This is a genomic window from Streptomyces carpinensis (genome assembly GCF_002154505.1).
Classification (GTDB): Bacteria; Actinomycetota; Actinomycetes; order Streptomycetales; family Streptomycetaceae; genus Streptomyces; species Streptomyces carpinensis.
In genome coordinates this window covers 729-15,034 of record NZ_MUBM01000440.1, presented here as the reverse complement: position 1 = coordinate 15,034, position 14,306 = coordinate 729, and the positions used below count along the sequence as shown (strand labels likewise).

The window sequence follows — 14,306 nt, the reverse complement described above, 5'->3', positions numbered from 1 at the left end:
CCCCGGCGTCGAGCCGTACGCCGGGGGACGGCTCGACGCCGGGGGACGGCTCGACGCCGGGGGACGGCTCGACGCCGGGGGACGGCTCGACGCCGGGGGACGGCTCCGCGCCGGCGTACTGTGCTGGATCGCCGTACTGCCCCGCGCCGACGCACTGCTGCTCAGCGCCCGGCCGGCCTTCGCCGCCCGGGTCCTCGCCGTACGCGGCGTGCGCCCCTGGGGCGGAGAGGTACGCGTCCGCCGGCACCGGAGGCAGCTCGCGCGTCTCGTCGTACGCGGTCTGCCACCCGTGGGCGACGGCCGGGTCCGCGTACGCGTCGTACGCCGGAGTCACCTCGGCCGGCGGGAGGTACACGTTCGGCGGCGCCTGGGGCGTGTCACCCGCTCGGGGGACACGAGGGACCTCGGGAGGCATGGACATGGCTTGAAATCCTAGGGACCCGAGGGGCAGGTGTGACACCGACTGCCGGAAATCGCCCTCTTCGACGCGTCTCACGTGGCGGAAAACACGAGCCACCGGGCGCACGTTGTCACATCCATGACAATACGCGCCAAGCCGTAAGCGGTCGGCTGGACCGACCGCACCGGGGGATGGGCCGGCCAAGGTGCCGTGCCGACCTGTCGTACGACCAATCGGCGGATTTTGTCCACACGGGAGTTTGCCCGAGGTCGAATCGCGGCCGAACAGCGCAGGCGCCTGGCATTTTGATGGCTGCCAGCCCCGATTTTCCGAAAGGCCATCAATGCAATCACCGGCCACCAGAAGCGCGACCGTCCCGACGCAGTCATCGGCTTCCGAGGAAAAGACGGCAGTCGAATCTCCGCACACAGAACACTTCGCCGGCACATGGTGGATCTGGACCATGGCGGGAACGCTGTTCGTGTTGTACTCGGCGGTGTCGCTGCGCCTCCATCAGCGGATGCTCACCAGCAGTTACGACCTGGGAATCTTCGAGCAGATCGTCCGCTCATACGCAGAGGGACACCTGCCGGTCTCCGAAGTGAAGGGCCAGGACTTTCCAATCCTGGGAGATCACTTCTCTCCGATCCTGGCGCTTGTGGCGCCTTTCTACTGGCAGCACCGGGGAGCGGAAACGCTTCTCATCGTGCAGGCCGCTCTGGTCGCCGTGAGCGTCGTCCCGCTGGTTTTCTGGGCACGCCGAACCCTTGGCGTCCCGGCGGCCGCCGTGATCGGCGCCTGTTACGGACTCTCCTGGGGTATCGCGAGCGCGGTCGGCTACGACTTCCACGAGGTCGCCTTCGCCGTTCCACTCCTGGCCCTCTCGCTCGCCGCCCTGGGAAACGACCGGCTCACCGCCGCGGCGTGCTGGGCTCTGCCCCTGCTGCTCGTCAAGGAAGACCTCGGGCTCACGGTCCTCGTCATCGGTCTCGTCATCGCCCGGCGCGGCAGACGCAGACTCGGACTGCTCACGGCCGCAGCCGGCCTCGCCGGGACGGCACTCGCGCTGTTCGTGATCCTGCCGGCGTTCAGCCCGAGCGGATCCTTCGCTTATTGGTCCCTGCTGCACGACTCCCCAGCCCGCTCCGGAACGAGCTGGGGCGGTGCGGGTGGCCTGCTGGATCTGCTCCACCAGGCCACCATCGGTCTCGTCACCCCGCAGACCAAGGTGTCGACCCTCGCGCTGGTGCTGGCCCCCACACTGTTCCTGGCGCTGCGGTCCCCCTTGCTGTGGATCGCCGTGCCGACCCTGCTGTGGCGCTTCACGTCGAACAACAGCCTGCACTGGGGAACCGCCTTCCACTACTCCCTCGTCCTGATGCCGATCGTCTTCGCGGCCTTCGTCGACGCCCTGGTGCGACGCCGGACGAGCGGGCCCAGCCTGCGGCGTTACCTCGCCGGCGCCGCCGCGATCACTCTTGTGATCCTTCCGAGCTTTCCGCTGTTCCAGCTGATCCAGCCGGACACCTGGCGGACCGACCCCCGTGTCGCCGTCGCCCATCGCCTGATGAAGGCCATCCCCGACGGTGCGACGGTCCAGGCGTCCGACCACCTGGTGCCCCAGCTGACCAACCGCACGAGCGTCAGCATCTACGGCTCCGCCGGCAACCGCCCCAACCCCCAGTGGATCATGGTGGACACCTGGGCGCCGGCCGGCGCACGCGGATGGCTGGGCGCACCCCTGAGCGCCGAAGCCGAGAAGGCGCACCTGGAGACGAACCTCAGTCACGGATACAAGCTGCTTGCCGTCCAGGACGGGTTCGTCCTGCTGCACCGCGGCGGCTGAGCGGACCGTGGCGGATACCGGTCAACCTGTCCCGAGACGGGCCAAGTGGTGTGACTGACGTCAAAAATGCTCAAACCATCTGTCTCACGTGGCGGAAAACACGCCGCGTGCGGCGTTACCTACCCGTAAGCTCACGCACATGCAGGTGATCCAGTCCACGAAGCTCGCCAACGTCTGCTACGAGATCCGGGGCCCGGTGCTCGAGGAGGCGATGCGGCTCGAGGCGGCCGGCCACCGCATCCTGAAGCTGAACACGGGCAACCCCGCGGCGTTCGGCTTCGAGTGCCCGCCGGAGATCCTGGAGGACGTCCTCCGCAACGTCTCCACGGCCCACGGCTACGGCGACGCCAAGGGCCTGCTGGCCGCCCGCCGCGCCGTCGTCATGCACAACCAGACCCTCGGCATCGAGACCGACGTCGAGCACGTCTTCATCGGCAACGGCGTCTCCGAGCTGATCGTGATGGCGATGCAGGGGCTGCTGGACGACGGCGACGAGGTGCTCGTACCGGCACCGGACTACCCCCTGTGGACGGCCGCCGTCTCGCTGTCCGGCGGCACCGCCGTCCACTACCGCTGCGACGAGCAGTCCGACTGGATGCCCGACCTCGCGGACGTGGAGCGCAAGGTCACCGACCGCACCAAGGCGATCGTCATCATCAACCCGAACAACCCCACGGGCGCGGTCTACGACCGGGCCGTGCTGAAGGGGCTGACCGACATCGCCCGCAGGCACAACCTGCTGGTCTGCTCCGACGAGATCTACGACAAGATCCTCTACGACGGAGCCACGCACACCCCGACCGCCTCGGTCGCCCCGGACCTGCTGACGCTGACGTTCAACGGCATGTCCAAGGCGTACCGGGTGGCCGGCTACCGGGTCGGCTGGATGTCGATCTCCGGCCCGCGCGCCCACGCCGACTCCTACATCGAGGGCCTGACGATCCTGGCGAACATGCGCCTGTGCGCGAACATGCCGGGACAGCACGGCGTGGTCGCGGCGCTCAGCGGCAGGCAGTCCATCAACGACCTGGTCCTTCCGGGCGGACGGCTCAAGGAGCAGCTGGACGTCGCCTACGAGCTCCTCACCCAGATCCCGGGCGTGACCTGCGTACGCCCCAAGGGGGCGCTGTACCTCTTCCCGCGCCTGGACCCCAAGGTCTTCAAGATCAGGGACGACCGGCGAATGGTCCTGGACCTGCTGCGCCGGGAGAAGATCATGGTCGTGCAGGGCACGGGCTTCAACTGGCCCGAGCCGGACCACTTCCGGGTCGTCACCCTGCCCACGGTCGGCGACCTGCGCGATGCGGTCGGCCGGATCGGCAACTTCCTGGACGGTTACAGCCAGCCCTGACCGTCACAGCCGACACGGCGATTCCGCTTCACCCGCGGCGACTTCCGGACGGGTGCTCCGGCTCGATCTATTCACTGACTGTGTCCGTGCGGGTACGGACGGGGACATTTACGGCTAGAAATCCGGCAATTGCGACAAGTCGGCCGCTAACCTTCGAGCGTCAGTCAGCGCTCGACGAAGGAAGTCTGGCCATGCCGTTCAACCTGGGGGAACAAGTCAATTTCGGCGGCGAGGTAGCCGTCGTTCTGGAGGACCGCGGCGACAGCGGCTACCTGATCTCCAGCGGCCCGACGCGGCTGCCGATCGTGATCCCCAGGGACACACTCGAGAACGCGCAGCACATGCCCGCCACCAAGCGGATGTTCACCCCCACGGCGCCGCACATGCTCTCCGTGGACGACTTCCTCGACGACCCGGACGAGGTGCGCAAGATCGCGCTCAGCGTCGGCTACCACGCCGATCCGCGGTACTACAAAGGCCTGCGCAGCGACCATCGGTTCCTCTGGCCCGGTCTGCGTGAGGAGTTCTCGCGGCTGCTCGGCACGCCGGTCACCGCGTGGCTCGGCCACAACGCCAACGGCGTCTTCCAGCAGACCGCGCACGAGGACCCGCTGGTCTGGCACCACGACACACAGAGCTACGCCGCCGCGATCTACCTGAACCCGAACCCGCCGGCCGGTGCCGGCACCAGCTTCTGGCGCGACAAGACCTATGGCTGCCGACGTGCGCCCAACCACCCGAAGGAACAGGCGCGCCTGGGCAGCCCCGAGGCCGTCGAGGCCGCCCGGTCGGTCGTCTACGACCCGTACAACCTCGTGCACGAGGACAACTGGGAGCTGATCGAGTCGATCTCCGGCCAGTACAACCGGCTGGTGATCTGGGACGCGAGGCTGATCCACTCGGCCACGTCGTACGAGCACTTCGCCGGCGAACACGGCACCCACCGCCTGGTCCAGCTCTTCTTCTTCGACATCGCCACCTGAGCGGGCAGGGCGCCGCGGGCCCGGGGTCACCCGCACGCCGGCCTGTCACACACCGTCGTGGACGGTCACCGTACGGGACTCAACCTTAGACGGAATCTAAGCTAAGATGACTTCTGTCAGAGCACAGGAGGCCATCCCATGTACGAGCCGATCCGCACGAAGTCGGTCCACAGCACGATGGCCGGCACCACCTCCGAGTTCCCCCACCGCTCCCGCGAGGAGGAGCTGGACATCCAGCTCGCGGGCCATCTCGCGGCGCTGCTCACGGTCACGGACGAGCTCCGCGCACTGACCCCGTGCGCCGACCTGGACACCGCCGCCGAGCGGCTCGCCGAGCAGGTGGCCCGGCTGCGGGGAGGTCATGCTCCGGTCCGCGCGTCGTCGGTGACCACCGTCGGCGGACCGTGCGCACTGCACCAGCGGGCGCACGCGCTCGCCGGGCGTGCGCTCGTCGTCGCCGCCTCCCGGGCGGACACGGCGGCGGCGATCCTGGCGGCCGAACGGATGGACGCCCATGCCGCCGCCACGCGGAACGAACCGCAGGAGCTGAGTGGCGCCGCCCATTAGCCCTCGACCGAGGGCTTCCGATACGGCCCCGGCCCGCGCGCACCCGCAGCGACGCGCGGGCCGGGCGCCACGAACCCCGCGTCCCCCAGGTGGCCACCCGGGCGGGAGAATGCGGACGTGACCCTCCCCACCGCAACCGTCCGGCCGGTTCGCCGCACCGACCTCACCGCCGTCGCGGACATCTACCGGCACTACGTCCTGCACAGCGTCGCCACGTTCGACGAGACGCCCCGCTCTCTGCAGGAATGGCAGCACAAGCTCGACGACCTCGCGTCCCGGGGACTGCCCTTCCTCGTCGCGGAGGAGGCCGGACAGGTCGTCGGTTTCGCCTACGCCGGACCCTGGCGGCCGAAGCCGGCCTACCGGCACACCGTGGAGGACACCGTGTACCTCGCCCCGGAGGCGACCGGGCGCGGCCTCGGCGGCGCACTGCTGGGCGAGTTGATCGACGCGTGCGCCCGGGCCGGGGTCCGGCGCGTGATCGCGGTCATCGCGGACGGCGTCGACGCGTCGGCGGCACTGCACCGCCGCTTCGGGTTCACCGACGCGGGCCGCCTGACCGCCGTCGGGTACAAACACGGCCGGTGGATCGACACACTGCTGCTGGAGTTGGCTCTGCCGGAGTGACGCCCGGCGAACGCGGGCCCTCGCCGACCGGTCCCTCGCCGGGTCAGACTCCCACGAGCTCCTTCGCGCCCAGGGTCTGTCGTGCGAGCTCGAGGTTCCGGATCACCCGCTCACGGTGTTCGGTGGGCAACTTGCCGCCGTCCAGCAGCCGTTCGCAGCAGCCCTTCGCCTCTTCGCACTCTCCGACGTAGTACGCGGACACCGCGAGTTCATCGAGCGCCCGCCACTCGTACCAGTCGGGCTCCACGAGCACTTCGCCGTTGCCCGGAAACGGGATCCGCGCCGCCTGTCGCGCGAACATGTGGGCGAGAGACCAGCGTTGACCGCTGCGGCACAGCCGCGCGAGGTCGCCGAGGGCTTCCGCTCGCGACGGCCGGCTCTCGTACGCACGGAGGTAGCGGTCCATCACCTCGGCCGGCTGCCGCTCGAGGAGCTCCGCGAGCCGTGCGGCCCAGAGGCGGGAAGAGTAGACCTCCTCGGCCCAGCCCCCCATGGCCACCCGGCTGTCATAGGCCTCGAGGGCCTTCTCATACTCACCCGCGTCGAACCAGCTCTGGGCGAGGTAGTAGGCATAGCGCGTGTTGCCGGGCTCCTTGGCCAGGCCCTCCTGAAGGATCCTCGCATCGCGCAGGTACTTCTCCTTCGTGCCTTCGTTCCTGAGGCGTCCCCCACCCCCCACGATGACCATTTCGGCGCCTTCGAGAGTGCCGAGGTCGACACGCGAGCCGCATTCGAGGTACTCATGCAGGACACCGACGTACCGCCAGGACAGCCGTGTCGAAACCAGGGCACGGCGCCAGTAGGCGACGGGCCCTTTGCGGATATTGACCCTGTAGGCGTCGCAGGTCAGCTCCGGCATGCGAAAGCCCGGCTCCAACTTCATCACGTCGTCGGCGTCGATGAAGAACAGGTAGTCCGCGGTGGCACGGGCGAGTTCGATCGCCTCGGTGCGACTCCCGTCGAACCCCTTCCAGGGCCGTTCGTACAGTTCGCCGGGCAGATCGCTGTAGACCTCGCGGATGACGTCCTGCGTGCCGTCGGTCGAGCCCGTGTCCACGATGACCCAGGTGTCGATCAATGGCCGCACGGATTCGAGGCAACGCCGGATCACCGGGGCTTCGTCCTTGACGATCATGTTCAGGCAGACGGTTGGCTTCACGGGTCCCATCCAACTCAGCGGCGGTACACAATCGACATGTGACGGTATCCAGCCACTCATAACCAGGCAAAGAGGCCGACCCGATACACCCCTTTTAGCAACTCGTACATCCGGGTGGTTTGTGCGTTACAAGCGCCTGCCGAACGATGTCGTCGCCGGGGCGGCCTCGTAACGTCTGTGCCGGCCAACTGAAATGAGCCATGTCCATCCGTCCTCCACTATTCCACGAGAAGTGACACAGTGAAACGTAGGCGATTGTGGGCAGGGGTCGCCGGTACGGCAGCGATTGCCACCGGCGTGTGCGTGTGGGCCATTCAGCCCGGCTCAGTCGCGCCGCCCGAATCCAAGGCCCCGCCGGCGGTCCGGGCCCGGCAGGCGAACACGCTTCTGCAGACCGCGCTCGAACAGCAGCAGAAGCAGAATCTCCTCGGTGCTTCCCAGACCTACCGGCGCGTACTGGAACTGGACCCGCACAGCAAAGCCGCGTGGTACGGCCTGGGTGTCCTGGCGCAGCAGACGGGCGACGCCGCCAACGCCCGGACAGCGTACGAAAGGGCTTTGAAGATCGACCCGTCATTCGTCTCCGCTCTCTTCAGCGAGGCGACGCTGCTGAGGTCGAGCCGGCCCGACAAAGCCGTGAGACTTCTGAAGCGCGCCGCCGAGGCCGAGCCGAAGGCGACCACGGTCCGTATGCAACTCGGCCTTCTCCTCGCGGAGCAGGGCAGCGACGACGAGGCCACGAAGCAGTTCCGCCGTGCCGTCGCAGCCAACCCCTCGGTCCTTCCCCAGGTACCGGAACGATTCCGGGCTTCCGTCAGCCCCTCACCGACTTCGCGCCACGCAGGGAACACCAGATGACGTCGACCGCGACACCCAGGTTCTCCGTCTTCACCCCCAGCCACCAGCCCCGCTTCCTCGATGAGTGCCTGCAGTCGTTGCAGGCACAGACCTGTCCGGACTGGGAGTGGATCGTCCTGCTCAACAACGGCGCCCGATGGCGGCCGCAGCGACCCGACGAGCGGGTCCGGGTGGAGATCGCGGACGACGTCAACGGTGTCGGAGCGGCGAAGCGCCGGGCCTGTGAACTGGCGCGCGGCGAGATCCTGGTGGAACTCGACCACGACGACCTGCTGGCCAAGGCCTGCCTGGCGGAGCTCGGCAAGGCGTTCGACACGAATCCCGAGGTCGTCTTCGTCTACAGCAACACCGCGCAGATCACCGAGGACGGAAAGCGGGACGACTCCCGGTTCAACGCGGCGCACGGTTGGCAGTACAGCGAGGTGCGCGTCGACGGCCGCAAACTGCTCCAGACGCAGTCCATGGCTCCGACGCCGCACAACGTCGCCTACATCTGGTACGCGCCCAACCATGTGCGGGCGTTCCGCAGGAAATCCTACGAAAAGATCGGCGGGTACGACGCCGCCCGTACGGTCCTGGACGACCAGGACCTGATGTGCCGGCTGTTCCACATCGGCGACTTCCACCACCTCAACCGCTGCCTCTACCTCCAGCGGGTTCACAACGAGAACACCCAGCGCGATCCGGAGATCAACGCGAAGATCCAGCGCGAGACGGTCGCCTTGTACGACAAGTACATCGAGGCCAACGCCCTCGCCTGGACAGCCCGGCGCGGACTGCTCGCGGTGGATCTCGGCGCGGCCCACCGCAAGCCACCCGGCTACCTGGGCGTGGACCAGCGTCCCGGTGAGGGCGTTGACATCGTCGCGACCCTGCCCGGGAAGCTCGACCTGCCCGACGACTCGGTCGGGCTGATGCGGGCAGTGCACTTCCTCGAGCACGTGCCGGCGAAGGTGCCGTTGATCAACGAGCTCTACCGGCTGCTGGCACCCGGCGGCATGCTCCTCACCATGACGCCCAGCTCCGACGGCCGCGGCGCGTACCAGGACCCCAGCCACGCGGCGTACTACAACGAGAACTCCTTCTGGTACTACACGGACGACAAATACCGCACCCTCGTGCCGAACCTCGAGGCCCGCTTCCAGTCGTCGCGGCTGGTCACTTACTTCCCGAGCGAGTGGCACGCCAAGAACAAGATCTCGTACGTGGTCGCCAACCTCATCGCGATGAAGGAGGGCGCCGCACGGTGCGGCGGACTGCTGCTGGTCTAGGCCGACAGCGCACGAGGCGCCCTGCGGGACCCGGGTCCCGCAGGGCGCCTCGTGCGTTCAGCAGCACGGCGCTCTTCGCGCTACGTCGATCAGGGGGGCGAAGGCAGGCGTCCTCAGGGCCCCGGCCAGCTGCTCCTCCCACGGGGGGAGGGAGACAAGACCCGCCCGTTGCCAGTTGCCGTGGCCGAGTACGCCGAACGCCGGGCGCGGGGCCGGCCGCGGGAACCTGTCCGAGCCGACCGGGCGGATCCGCTCGGGATCGAGACCGCCCAGCCGGAAGACCTCCCGCGCCAGGCCGCACCACGTGGTGCGGCCGGCCGCCGTGCCGTGATAGACGCCGGCCGGCGCCCGTCCGGTCAGTGCGGCGCGGCCCAGGGCGGCCAGCTGCCGGGCGAGCGCCCGGGACCAGGTCGGCTGGCCGTGCTGGTCGGCCACCACGTCCAGCGTTTCGCGCCGGGCGGCGAGTTCGAGCACGGTGGCCACGAAGTTCGGGCCGTGCGCGCCGTAGAGCCAGGCGGTGCGCACGATGTAGCCGGTGTGCGGGAGGAGCTCGGCGACTGCCCGCTCCCCCACCAGTTTGCTTCGGCCGTACGCGTTCACAGGTCCCGTGGACGCGTCTTCTGGGTACGGCCGGCGGGCGTTGCCGGGAAGCACGTAGTCGGTGGAGATGTGCAGCAGGATCGCGCCGTTGTCCGCGCAGGCGTGTGCGAGGTGGCGGACGCCCGTGCCGTTCACGGCCGTGGCCGCCTGCTCGGCCCGCTCGGCACCGTCGACGTCCGTCCACGCCGCGCAGTTGACGACGACCCGGTGTCCGGCGACGGCCGCGCGCACGGCGGCCGGGTCGGTGATGTCGAGCCGCTCACGGTCCAGTGCCGTCACCTCGGCGGCCGGGTCGGCGGCGAGTTCGGCCACCATGTCGTGGCCGAGCAGCCCGCCCGCGCCCGTCACGAGCCAGCTCGTGGTCATCGCAGCGCGGCCCTCCGCTTCAGCGGCTCCCACCAGGAGCGGTGGGCCCGGTACCAGGCGATCGTGTCCGCCAGGCCCTCGGTGAAGGACACCTGCGGGACGTACCCGAGCTCTTCGCGGATCTTGCTGTCGTCCAGCGAGTAGCGCAGGTCATGGCCCTTGCGGTCGGCCACGTGCTCGACCCGGTCCCAGCCCGCACCGAACGCATCCAGCAGCAGCCCGGTGAGCTTGTGGTTGCTCAACTCGGTCCCGCCGCCGATGTGGTACACCTCGCCGGCCCGGCCGCCGTGCAGCACCAGGTCGATGCCCCGGCAGTGGTCGGAGACGTGCAGCCAGTCGCGGCTGTTGCGGCCGTCGCCGTACAGCGGGACCGTCCGGCCCTCGATCAGGTGGATGATGAAGAGCGGGATGACCTTCTCGGGGAACTGGTAGGGCCCGTAGTTGTTGGTGCACCGGGTGACGACCACGTCGAGGCCGTGGGTGCGGTGATAGGCGAGGGCCAGCAGGTCGGAGCCGGCCTTGGACGCGGAGTACGGGGAGTTGGGGGCGAGGGGCCATCCCTCGGTCCAGGAGCCCTCGCTGATCGAGCCGTACACCTCGTCGGTGGAGATGTGGACGAAGCGGCCCACACGGTGCCGGAGCGCCGCGTCGAGCAGGACCTGCGTCCCCGTGACGTTGGTGCGCACGAACGGCCCGGCCCCCTCGATCGACCGGTCCACGTGCGACTCGGCGGCGAAATGGACCACCGCGTCCTGGCCCGCCATGACCTGGTCGACGACGTCCGGGTCGCAGATGTCGCCCCGTACGAACGTGTAGCCCGGGTGGTCCGCCACCGGAGCCAGGTTCTCCTCGACCCCGGAGTAGGTGAGTTCGTCGAGGACGGTGACACGAGCCGCCGGGTCCGCCCGCAGGCGCCGACGGACGTATTCGGAACCGATGAATCCGGCGCCGCCGGTCACGAGGATGCGCATCAATTCTCCGAATTCCTTGCTGCCCGGCTTCCGGCGCCGGGGAGTGCATGCCGATGGTGCCCCGAGACCGAAGCCTCGGGGCACCATCGCTCAGGTCCAGGTGAAGCGGACAGACGGCACGAAGCCGCCGCTCACATGGAGGTCACGTCGTCTTGGCGCAGACCGCGAAGGCGATGACCTCGCTATTCGGGCCCGCGAAGTGGGCGCCGGTGGCCTGCCAACCCTCCGGGCCCCCCTCCATAGCCGAAATGAACGGGGTGCTCGAGCCTACGCTGGTGCTGTTACCGGGGCCGCTGACCGTGAACCCACCGCCGGTGACCTCGTCGCCTGTGTTGCACGTGGCCGTCGACGGCGTGCCCTCGGTGGTTACCGTGTTGCCCGTGACGATGTAGGTCTCAATGGACCCACCCTGGGCACCCTGGAAGCCCTGCGGACCCTGGTTGCCCTGGAAGCCCTGCGGACCCTGCTCACCGGCCCCGCCGGCCTCACCCTGGAAGCCCTGGAAGCCCTGGAAGCCCTGCTCACCCTGCTCACCCTGGAAGCCCTGCGGGCCGCGCTTGCAGTCGCAGTCCTCGCCCTTGTGGTCGTCGTCGCCGTACGACGAGTCGTCGTCGCCGTACGACGAGTCGTCGTCACCGGCTGACCTCATGGCGCCGTTCGGACCGAGATGCGTCGTGGTGCTGCTGGACCTGCTGATCGCGTTGGCGATGGCCACCGTGTTCGGCACGACGTTGAGCGCGACGGCAAGCGCGCCCGCCGATACCAGCGTGACGGACTTCAGGCGCGAAAGCCGAACTGTTCTTTGATTCAAGAGAATTTCCCCATGCATTCTCGTAGGGAGGGGTCACGGCATGCGAGAGCACTCGGACCGACCGCCCTGCCTGTCCCGTCGCTCTTGACGACGGATGAGGGGATTCTTTAACCATCCGCGACCGGTTGGTTACGGATCGGCTTGTGTCGTGAACGAGGATCACCCGAGCGGCGTCAATTCCTCGCGCAGAGTTCTGCGATATCGGGCGCACTCGGCGAAGGAGGGCAGCAGACCCCGCCGCTCGGCTTCTTCCAAGGTGGGCGCCGATGCATCCTTGTCGGAAATCCGCGGTGCCTCATCCTGAGGCCAGGCAATGGCCAATGCCGGGTCGAGGGGATTGATTCCGTACTCGCGCTGCGGCGCATATCCCTGGGAGCACAGATAGACAACGGTGGAGTTGTCCTCCAGCGCCATGAAGGCGTGGCCGAGCCCTTCCGCGAGGTAGACACAACGGTGCGTGGTGTCGTCGAGCCGTACCGCCTCCCACTGGCCGAAGGTCGGGGAGCCGGTGCGGATGTCGACCACCACGTCGAGTACGGCGCCGCTGACGCAGGTGACGTATTTGGCCTGGCCCGGGGGGACCGACGCGTAGTGGATGCCGCGCAACGTGCCGCGGACGGAACGGGAGCAGTTGGCCTGCGCCAGACGCAACGCTTGCCCGGTGGAATCCTGGAACCTGTCGACCCGGAACCATTCATGGAATCGGCCCCGGTGGTCCGTGAACACTTCCGGCGTGTCCACCCAGGCCCCTTCGATGCCGAGCTCCTTCATCTGACCGCTTCCTTTCGCCGTGCTGGTTCGCCGCCGATCAGCCGGTCACTTCGTGCAGTAGTTCCGCACGCCGCACCCCGCCGTCCCTCGGGGGCCCGAGGAGGTATCGGGCTTCTTCGAGCAGCCCCAGCAGATACCGGCCGTACCCGCTCTTGAGCAGCGGCTGGGCCAGTTCGCGCAGTCCGTCGTCGTCGATCAGCCCGGCCCGCCAGACGGCCTCCTCCACGCAGCCGACCTTGAGGCCCTGACGGTCCTCGATCACCCGGACGAACTCCGCGGCCTGAACCATGGACGCGAAGGTTCCGGTGTCGAGCCACGCGGTGCCCCGGTCGAGCCTCGTGACGTGCAGCGCCCCGGCCTCCAGATAGACACGGTTGAGGTCGGTGATCTCCAACTCACCTCTGACGCTGGGCCGTAGACCGCGGGCGATCTCCACGACCCGGTTGTCGTAGAAGTAGAGGCCGGGCACCGCATAACGGGACTTGGGCCGCGCGGGCTTCTCCTCGATGGACAGCGCCCGGCCCAGTTCGTCGAACTCCACCACGCCGTAGGCCGAGGGATTGGCCACCTGATAGGCGAATACCCTGCCGCCGGTCAGTCCTTCGTGACCTGCCAGCCGTGTGCCGAGGCCGCTTCCGTGGAAGATGTTGTCGCCCAGAATCAGGGCGACCGGTCCGTCCCCGATGAAGTCGGCACCCAGCAGGAACGCTTGGGCGATGCCGCCCGGTCGTTCCTGCGCCATGTATTGCAGCCGCAGGCCGAGTTGACTGCCGTCCCCGAGCAACCTGCGGAACTGGGACTGGTCTTCGGTGGTGGTGATGATCAGAACCTCGCGGATTCCGGCCATCACGAGTGTGGAAAGCGGGTAGTAGACCATCGGCTTGTCGAAGACGGGAAGCAACTGCTTCGAGACCGAACGGGTCAATGGCCACAGCCGCGAGCCGGTGCCCCCGGCCAACAGAATTCCGCGCATGGCATCACCATAGGTGAGTTGACCATGAATGCGGCTTTTTCACACCACTTGTCGCCCAGAACAACACGACACGGTGGCGCTCACCCGGAAAGAGCGGGTGGAGTCGAAGGAGACCGGTCGGCGGAAGGCGCGGGCAAAGCCTCGAAGGAGGGCCGGAGTCGGCGGCCGGGGTCCGGCGCGCGGCCGGGGTGTCGCACACCGCCCGGGACCGCGGCGACGGCGGCGGTGATCTCAGACCCGCGGTGATCTCAGACCCCGGCCCTGGTCCCTGACGACATACCCCGCGCGCCGCCGGCCGCCCCGGCTCGGCGGACCCGGGACGGCCGCTCGCCGTCGGGTACGACCCCGGCCGTCGGATCGGCGCGCCTCCGCCGCAGCGGGCCGCCGACGATCCGGGAACTCCGGGTCGGCTGACGGACCCGCGTCAGCCGAAGAACACCACGAAGAGCACGAACAGGACCAGGATCGCCAGCACGATGCCCCACACCGGCCAGTTGCCGCGACCCTGCGGCTCCTCGGGGCCACCGCCGCGCGGGCGGTCCTCGGCCAGGTCCGGATTATCCGGGCGATCGTGCTTGTAGAAGTCACCATCTCCAGCCATGCCTCATCACGCTCCTTCACCGGGAGGCGTTCCGGGTACCCCGGTGCGGCCCGGCCATACGGCCGTGCACGCAGAGTGTTCACGCCGGGCCGCGGGAGCGGCGGGCGTCCGCGCATGCCGAAGAGGCCGGACGCGCACGACGTCGTGCGCG

The 14,306-nt window shown here is 68.6% G+C and carries 15 protein-coding genes and 1 pseudogene; 8 read left to right on the top strand and 8 right to left on the bottom strand.

Features of this window, described 5'->3' with window-relative positions; translation table 11 throughout:
- Positions 1 to 421: pseudogene (locus BZY54_RS42480) on the bottom strand (hypothetical protein); the annotation flags it as partial.
- A gap of 442 nt (positions 422 to 863) precedes the next feature.
- Here BZY54_RS42480 and BZY54_RS42475 point away from each other — a divergent pair.
- The 5 genes from BZY54_RS42475 (at position 864) to BZY54_RS42455 (ending at position 5,774) form a co-directional block, all read left to right on the top strand.
- On the top strand, positions 864 to 2,246 hold the full coding sequence (locus BZY54_RS42475) for a DUF2079 domain-containing protein (protein ID WP_244217608.1): 1,383 nt from the start codon (positions 864 to 866) through the stop codon (positions 2,244 to 2,246).
- Positions 2,247 to 2,385: 139 nt separating this feature from the next.
- The gene (locus BZY54_RS42470; RefSeq protein WP_086730716.1) at positions 2,386 to 3,597 is read left to right on the top strand and encodes a pyridoxal phosphate-dependent aminotransferase; all 1,212 of its coding nucleotides are present in this window, start codon (positions 2,386 to 2,388) and stop codon (positions 3,595 to 3,597) included.
- A 191-nt stretch (positions 3,598 to 3,788) separates the two neighbouring features.
- The gene (locus tag BZY54_RS42465) at positions 3,789 to 4,580 is read left to right on the top strand and encodes a DUF6445 family protein (protein ID WP_086730715.1); all 792 of its coding nucleotides are present in this window, start codon (positions 3,789 to 3,791) and stop codon (positions 4,578 to 4,580) included.
- A 138-nt stretch (positions 4,581 to 4,718) separates the two neighbouring features.
- Positions 4,719 to 5,147, top strand: coding sequence for an SCO4983 family protein (locus BZY54_RS42460; RefSeq protein ID WP_086730714.1), 429 nt, complete (start codon positions 4,719 to 4,721; stop codon positions 5,145 to 5,147).
- Between the two features lie 117 nt (positions 5,148 to 5,264).
- Positions 5,265 to 5,774 (top strand): GNAT family N-acetyltransferase, encoded by a 510-nt coding sequence (locus BZY54_RS42455; RefSeq protein ID WP_086730713.1) that lies wholly within the window; start codon positions 5,265 to 5,267, stop codon positions 5,772 to 5,774.
- A gap of 43 nt (positions 5,775 to 5,817) precedes the next feature.
- Here the strand turns inward: BZY54_RS42455 and BZY54_RS42450 are convergent, their stop codons facing one another.
- Positions 5,818 to 6,909: a glycosyltransferase gene (locus tag BZY54_RS42450; RefSeq protein WP_158104004.1), complete on the bottom strand. Its 1,092-nt coding sequence runs from the start codon at positions 6,907 to 6,909 to the stop codon at positions 5,818 to 5,820.
- Positions 6,910 to 7,230: 321 nt separating this feature from the next.
- Between BZY54_RS42450 and BZY54_RS42445 the strand changes: the two genes are divergently transcribed.
- On the top strand, positions 7,231 to 7,791 hold the full coding sequence (locus tag BZY54_RS42445) for a tetratricopeptide repeat protein (RefSeq protein ID WP_158104003.1): 561 nt from the start codon (positions 7,231 to 7,233) through the stop codon (positions 7,789 to 7,791).
- Positions 7,788 to 9,062 (top strand): glycosyltransferase, encoded by a 1,275-nt coding sequence (locus BZY54_RS42440; RefSeq protein ID WP_086730710.1) that lies wholly within the window; start codon positions 7,788 to 7,790, stop codon positions 9,060 to 9,062. The genes BZY54_RS42445 and BZY54_RS42440 overlap by 4 nt, the downstream gene beginning before the upstream one ends.
- Before the next feature lie 57 nt (positions 9,063 to 9,119).
- On the opposite strand, the gene rfbD is transcribed toward BZY54_RS42440, so the two are convergent.
- The 3 genes from rfbD to BZY54_RS51295 form a co-directional block, all read right to left on the bottom strand.
- Positions 9,120 to 10,028, bottom strand: coding sequence for a dTDP-4-dehydrorhamnose reductase (gene rfbD / locus BZY54_RS42435; RefSeq protein WP_086730709.1), 909 nt, complete (start codon positions 10,026 to 10,028; stop codon positions 9,120 to 9,122).
- Positions 10,025 to 10,999, bottom strand: a complete 975-nt coding sequence (rfbB, locus tag BZY54_RS42430; protein WP_086730708.1) for a dTDP-glucose 4,6-dehydratase — start codon at positions 10,997 to 10,999, stop codon at positions 10,025 to 10,027. Before rfbB ends, rfbD begins: the two co-directional genes overlap by 4 nt.
- Positions 11,000 to 11,141: 142 nt before the next feature.
- Complete coding sequence (locus tag BZY54_RS51295; protein WP_244217609.1) at positions 11,142 to 11,648, bottom strand: hypothetical protein; 507 nt, start codon at positions 11,646 to 11,648, stop codon at positions 11,142 to 11,144.
- A gap of 25 nt (positions 11,649 to 11,673) precedes the next feature.
- On the opposite strand from BZY54_RS51295, the gene BZY54_RS54895 reads away from it, so the two are divergent.
- Positions 11,674 to 11,805: a hypothetical protein gene (locus BZY54_RS54895; RefSeq protein ID WP_279634754.1), complete on the top strand. Its 132-nt coding sequence runs from the start codon at positions 11,674 to 11,676 to the stop codon at positions 11,803 to 11,805.
- A 164-nt stretch (positions 11,806 to 11,969) separates the two neighbouring features.
- Here the strand turns inward: BZY54_RS54895 and rfbC are convergent, their stop codons facing one another.
- The 3 genes from rfbC to BZY54_RS42410 form a co-directional block, all read right to left on the bottom strand.
- Positions 11,970 to 12,581: a dTDP-4-dehydrorhamnose 3,5-epimerase gene (rfbC, locus tag BZY54_RS42420; RefSeq protein WP_086730706.1), complete on the bottom strand. Its 612-nt coding sequence runs from the start codon at positions 12,579 to 12,581 to the stop codon at positions 11,970 to 11,972.
- A 37-nt stretch (positions 12,582 to 12,618) separates the two neighbouring features.
- A complete protein-coding gene (gene rfbA / locus BZY54_RS42415) occupies positions 12,619 to 13,554 on the bottom strand; it encodes a glucose-1-phosphate thymidylyltransferase RfbA (RefSeq protein WP_086730705.1) in 936 nt (311 codons plus the stop codon).
- A 424-nt stretch (positions 13,555 to 13,978) separates the two neighbouring features.
- Positions 13,979 to 14,155 carry a hypothetical protein gene (locus tag BZY54_RS42410; protein ID WP_086730704.1) on the bottom strand — a complete coding sequence of 59 codons (177 nt, stop codon included), beginning with the start codon at positions 14,153 to 14,155 and terminating at the stop codon, positions 13,979 to 13,981.
- Between the last annotated feature and the right edge of the window lie 151 nt (positions 14,156 to 14,306).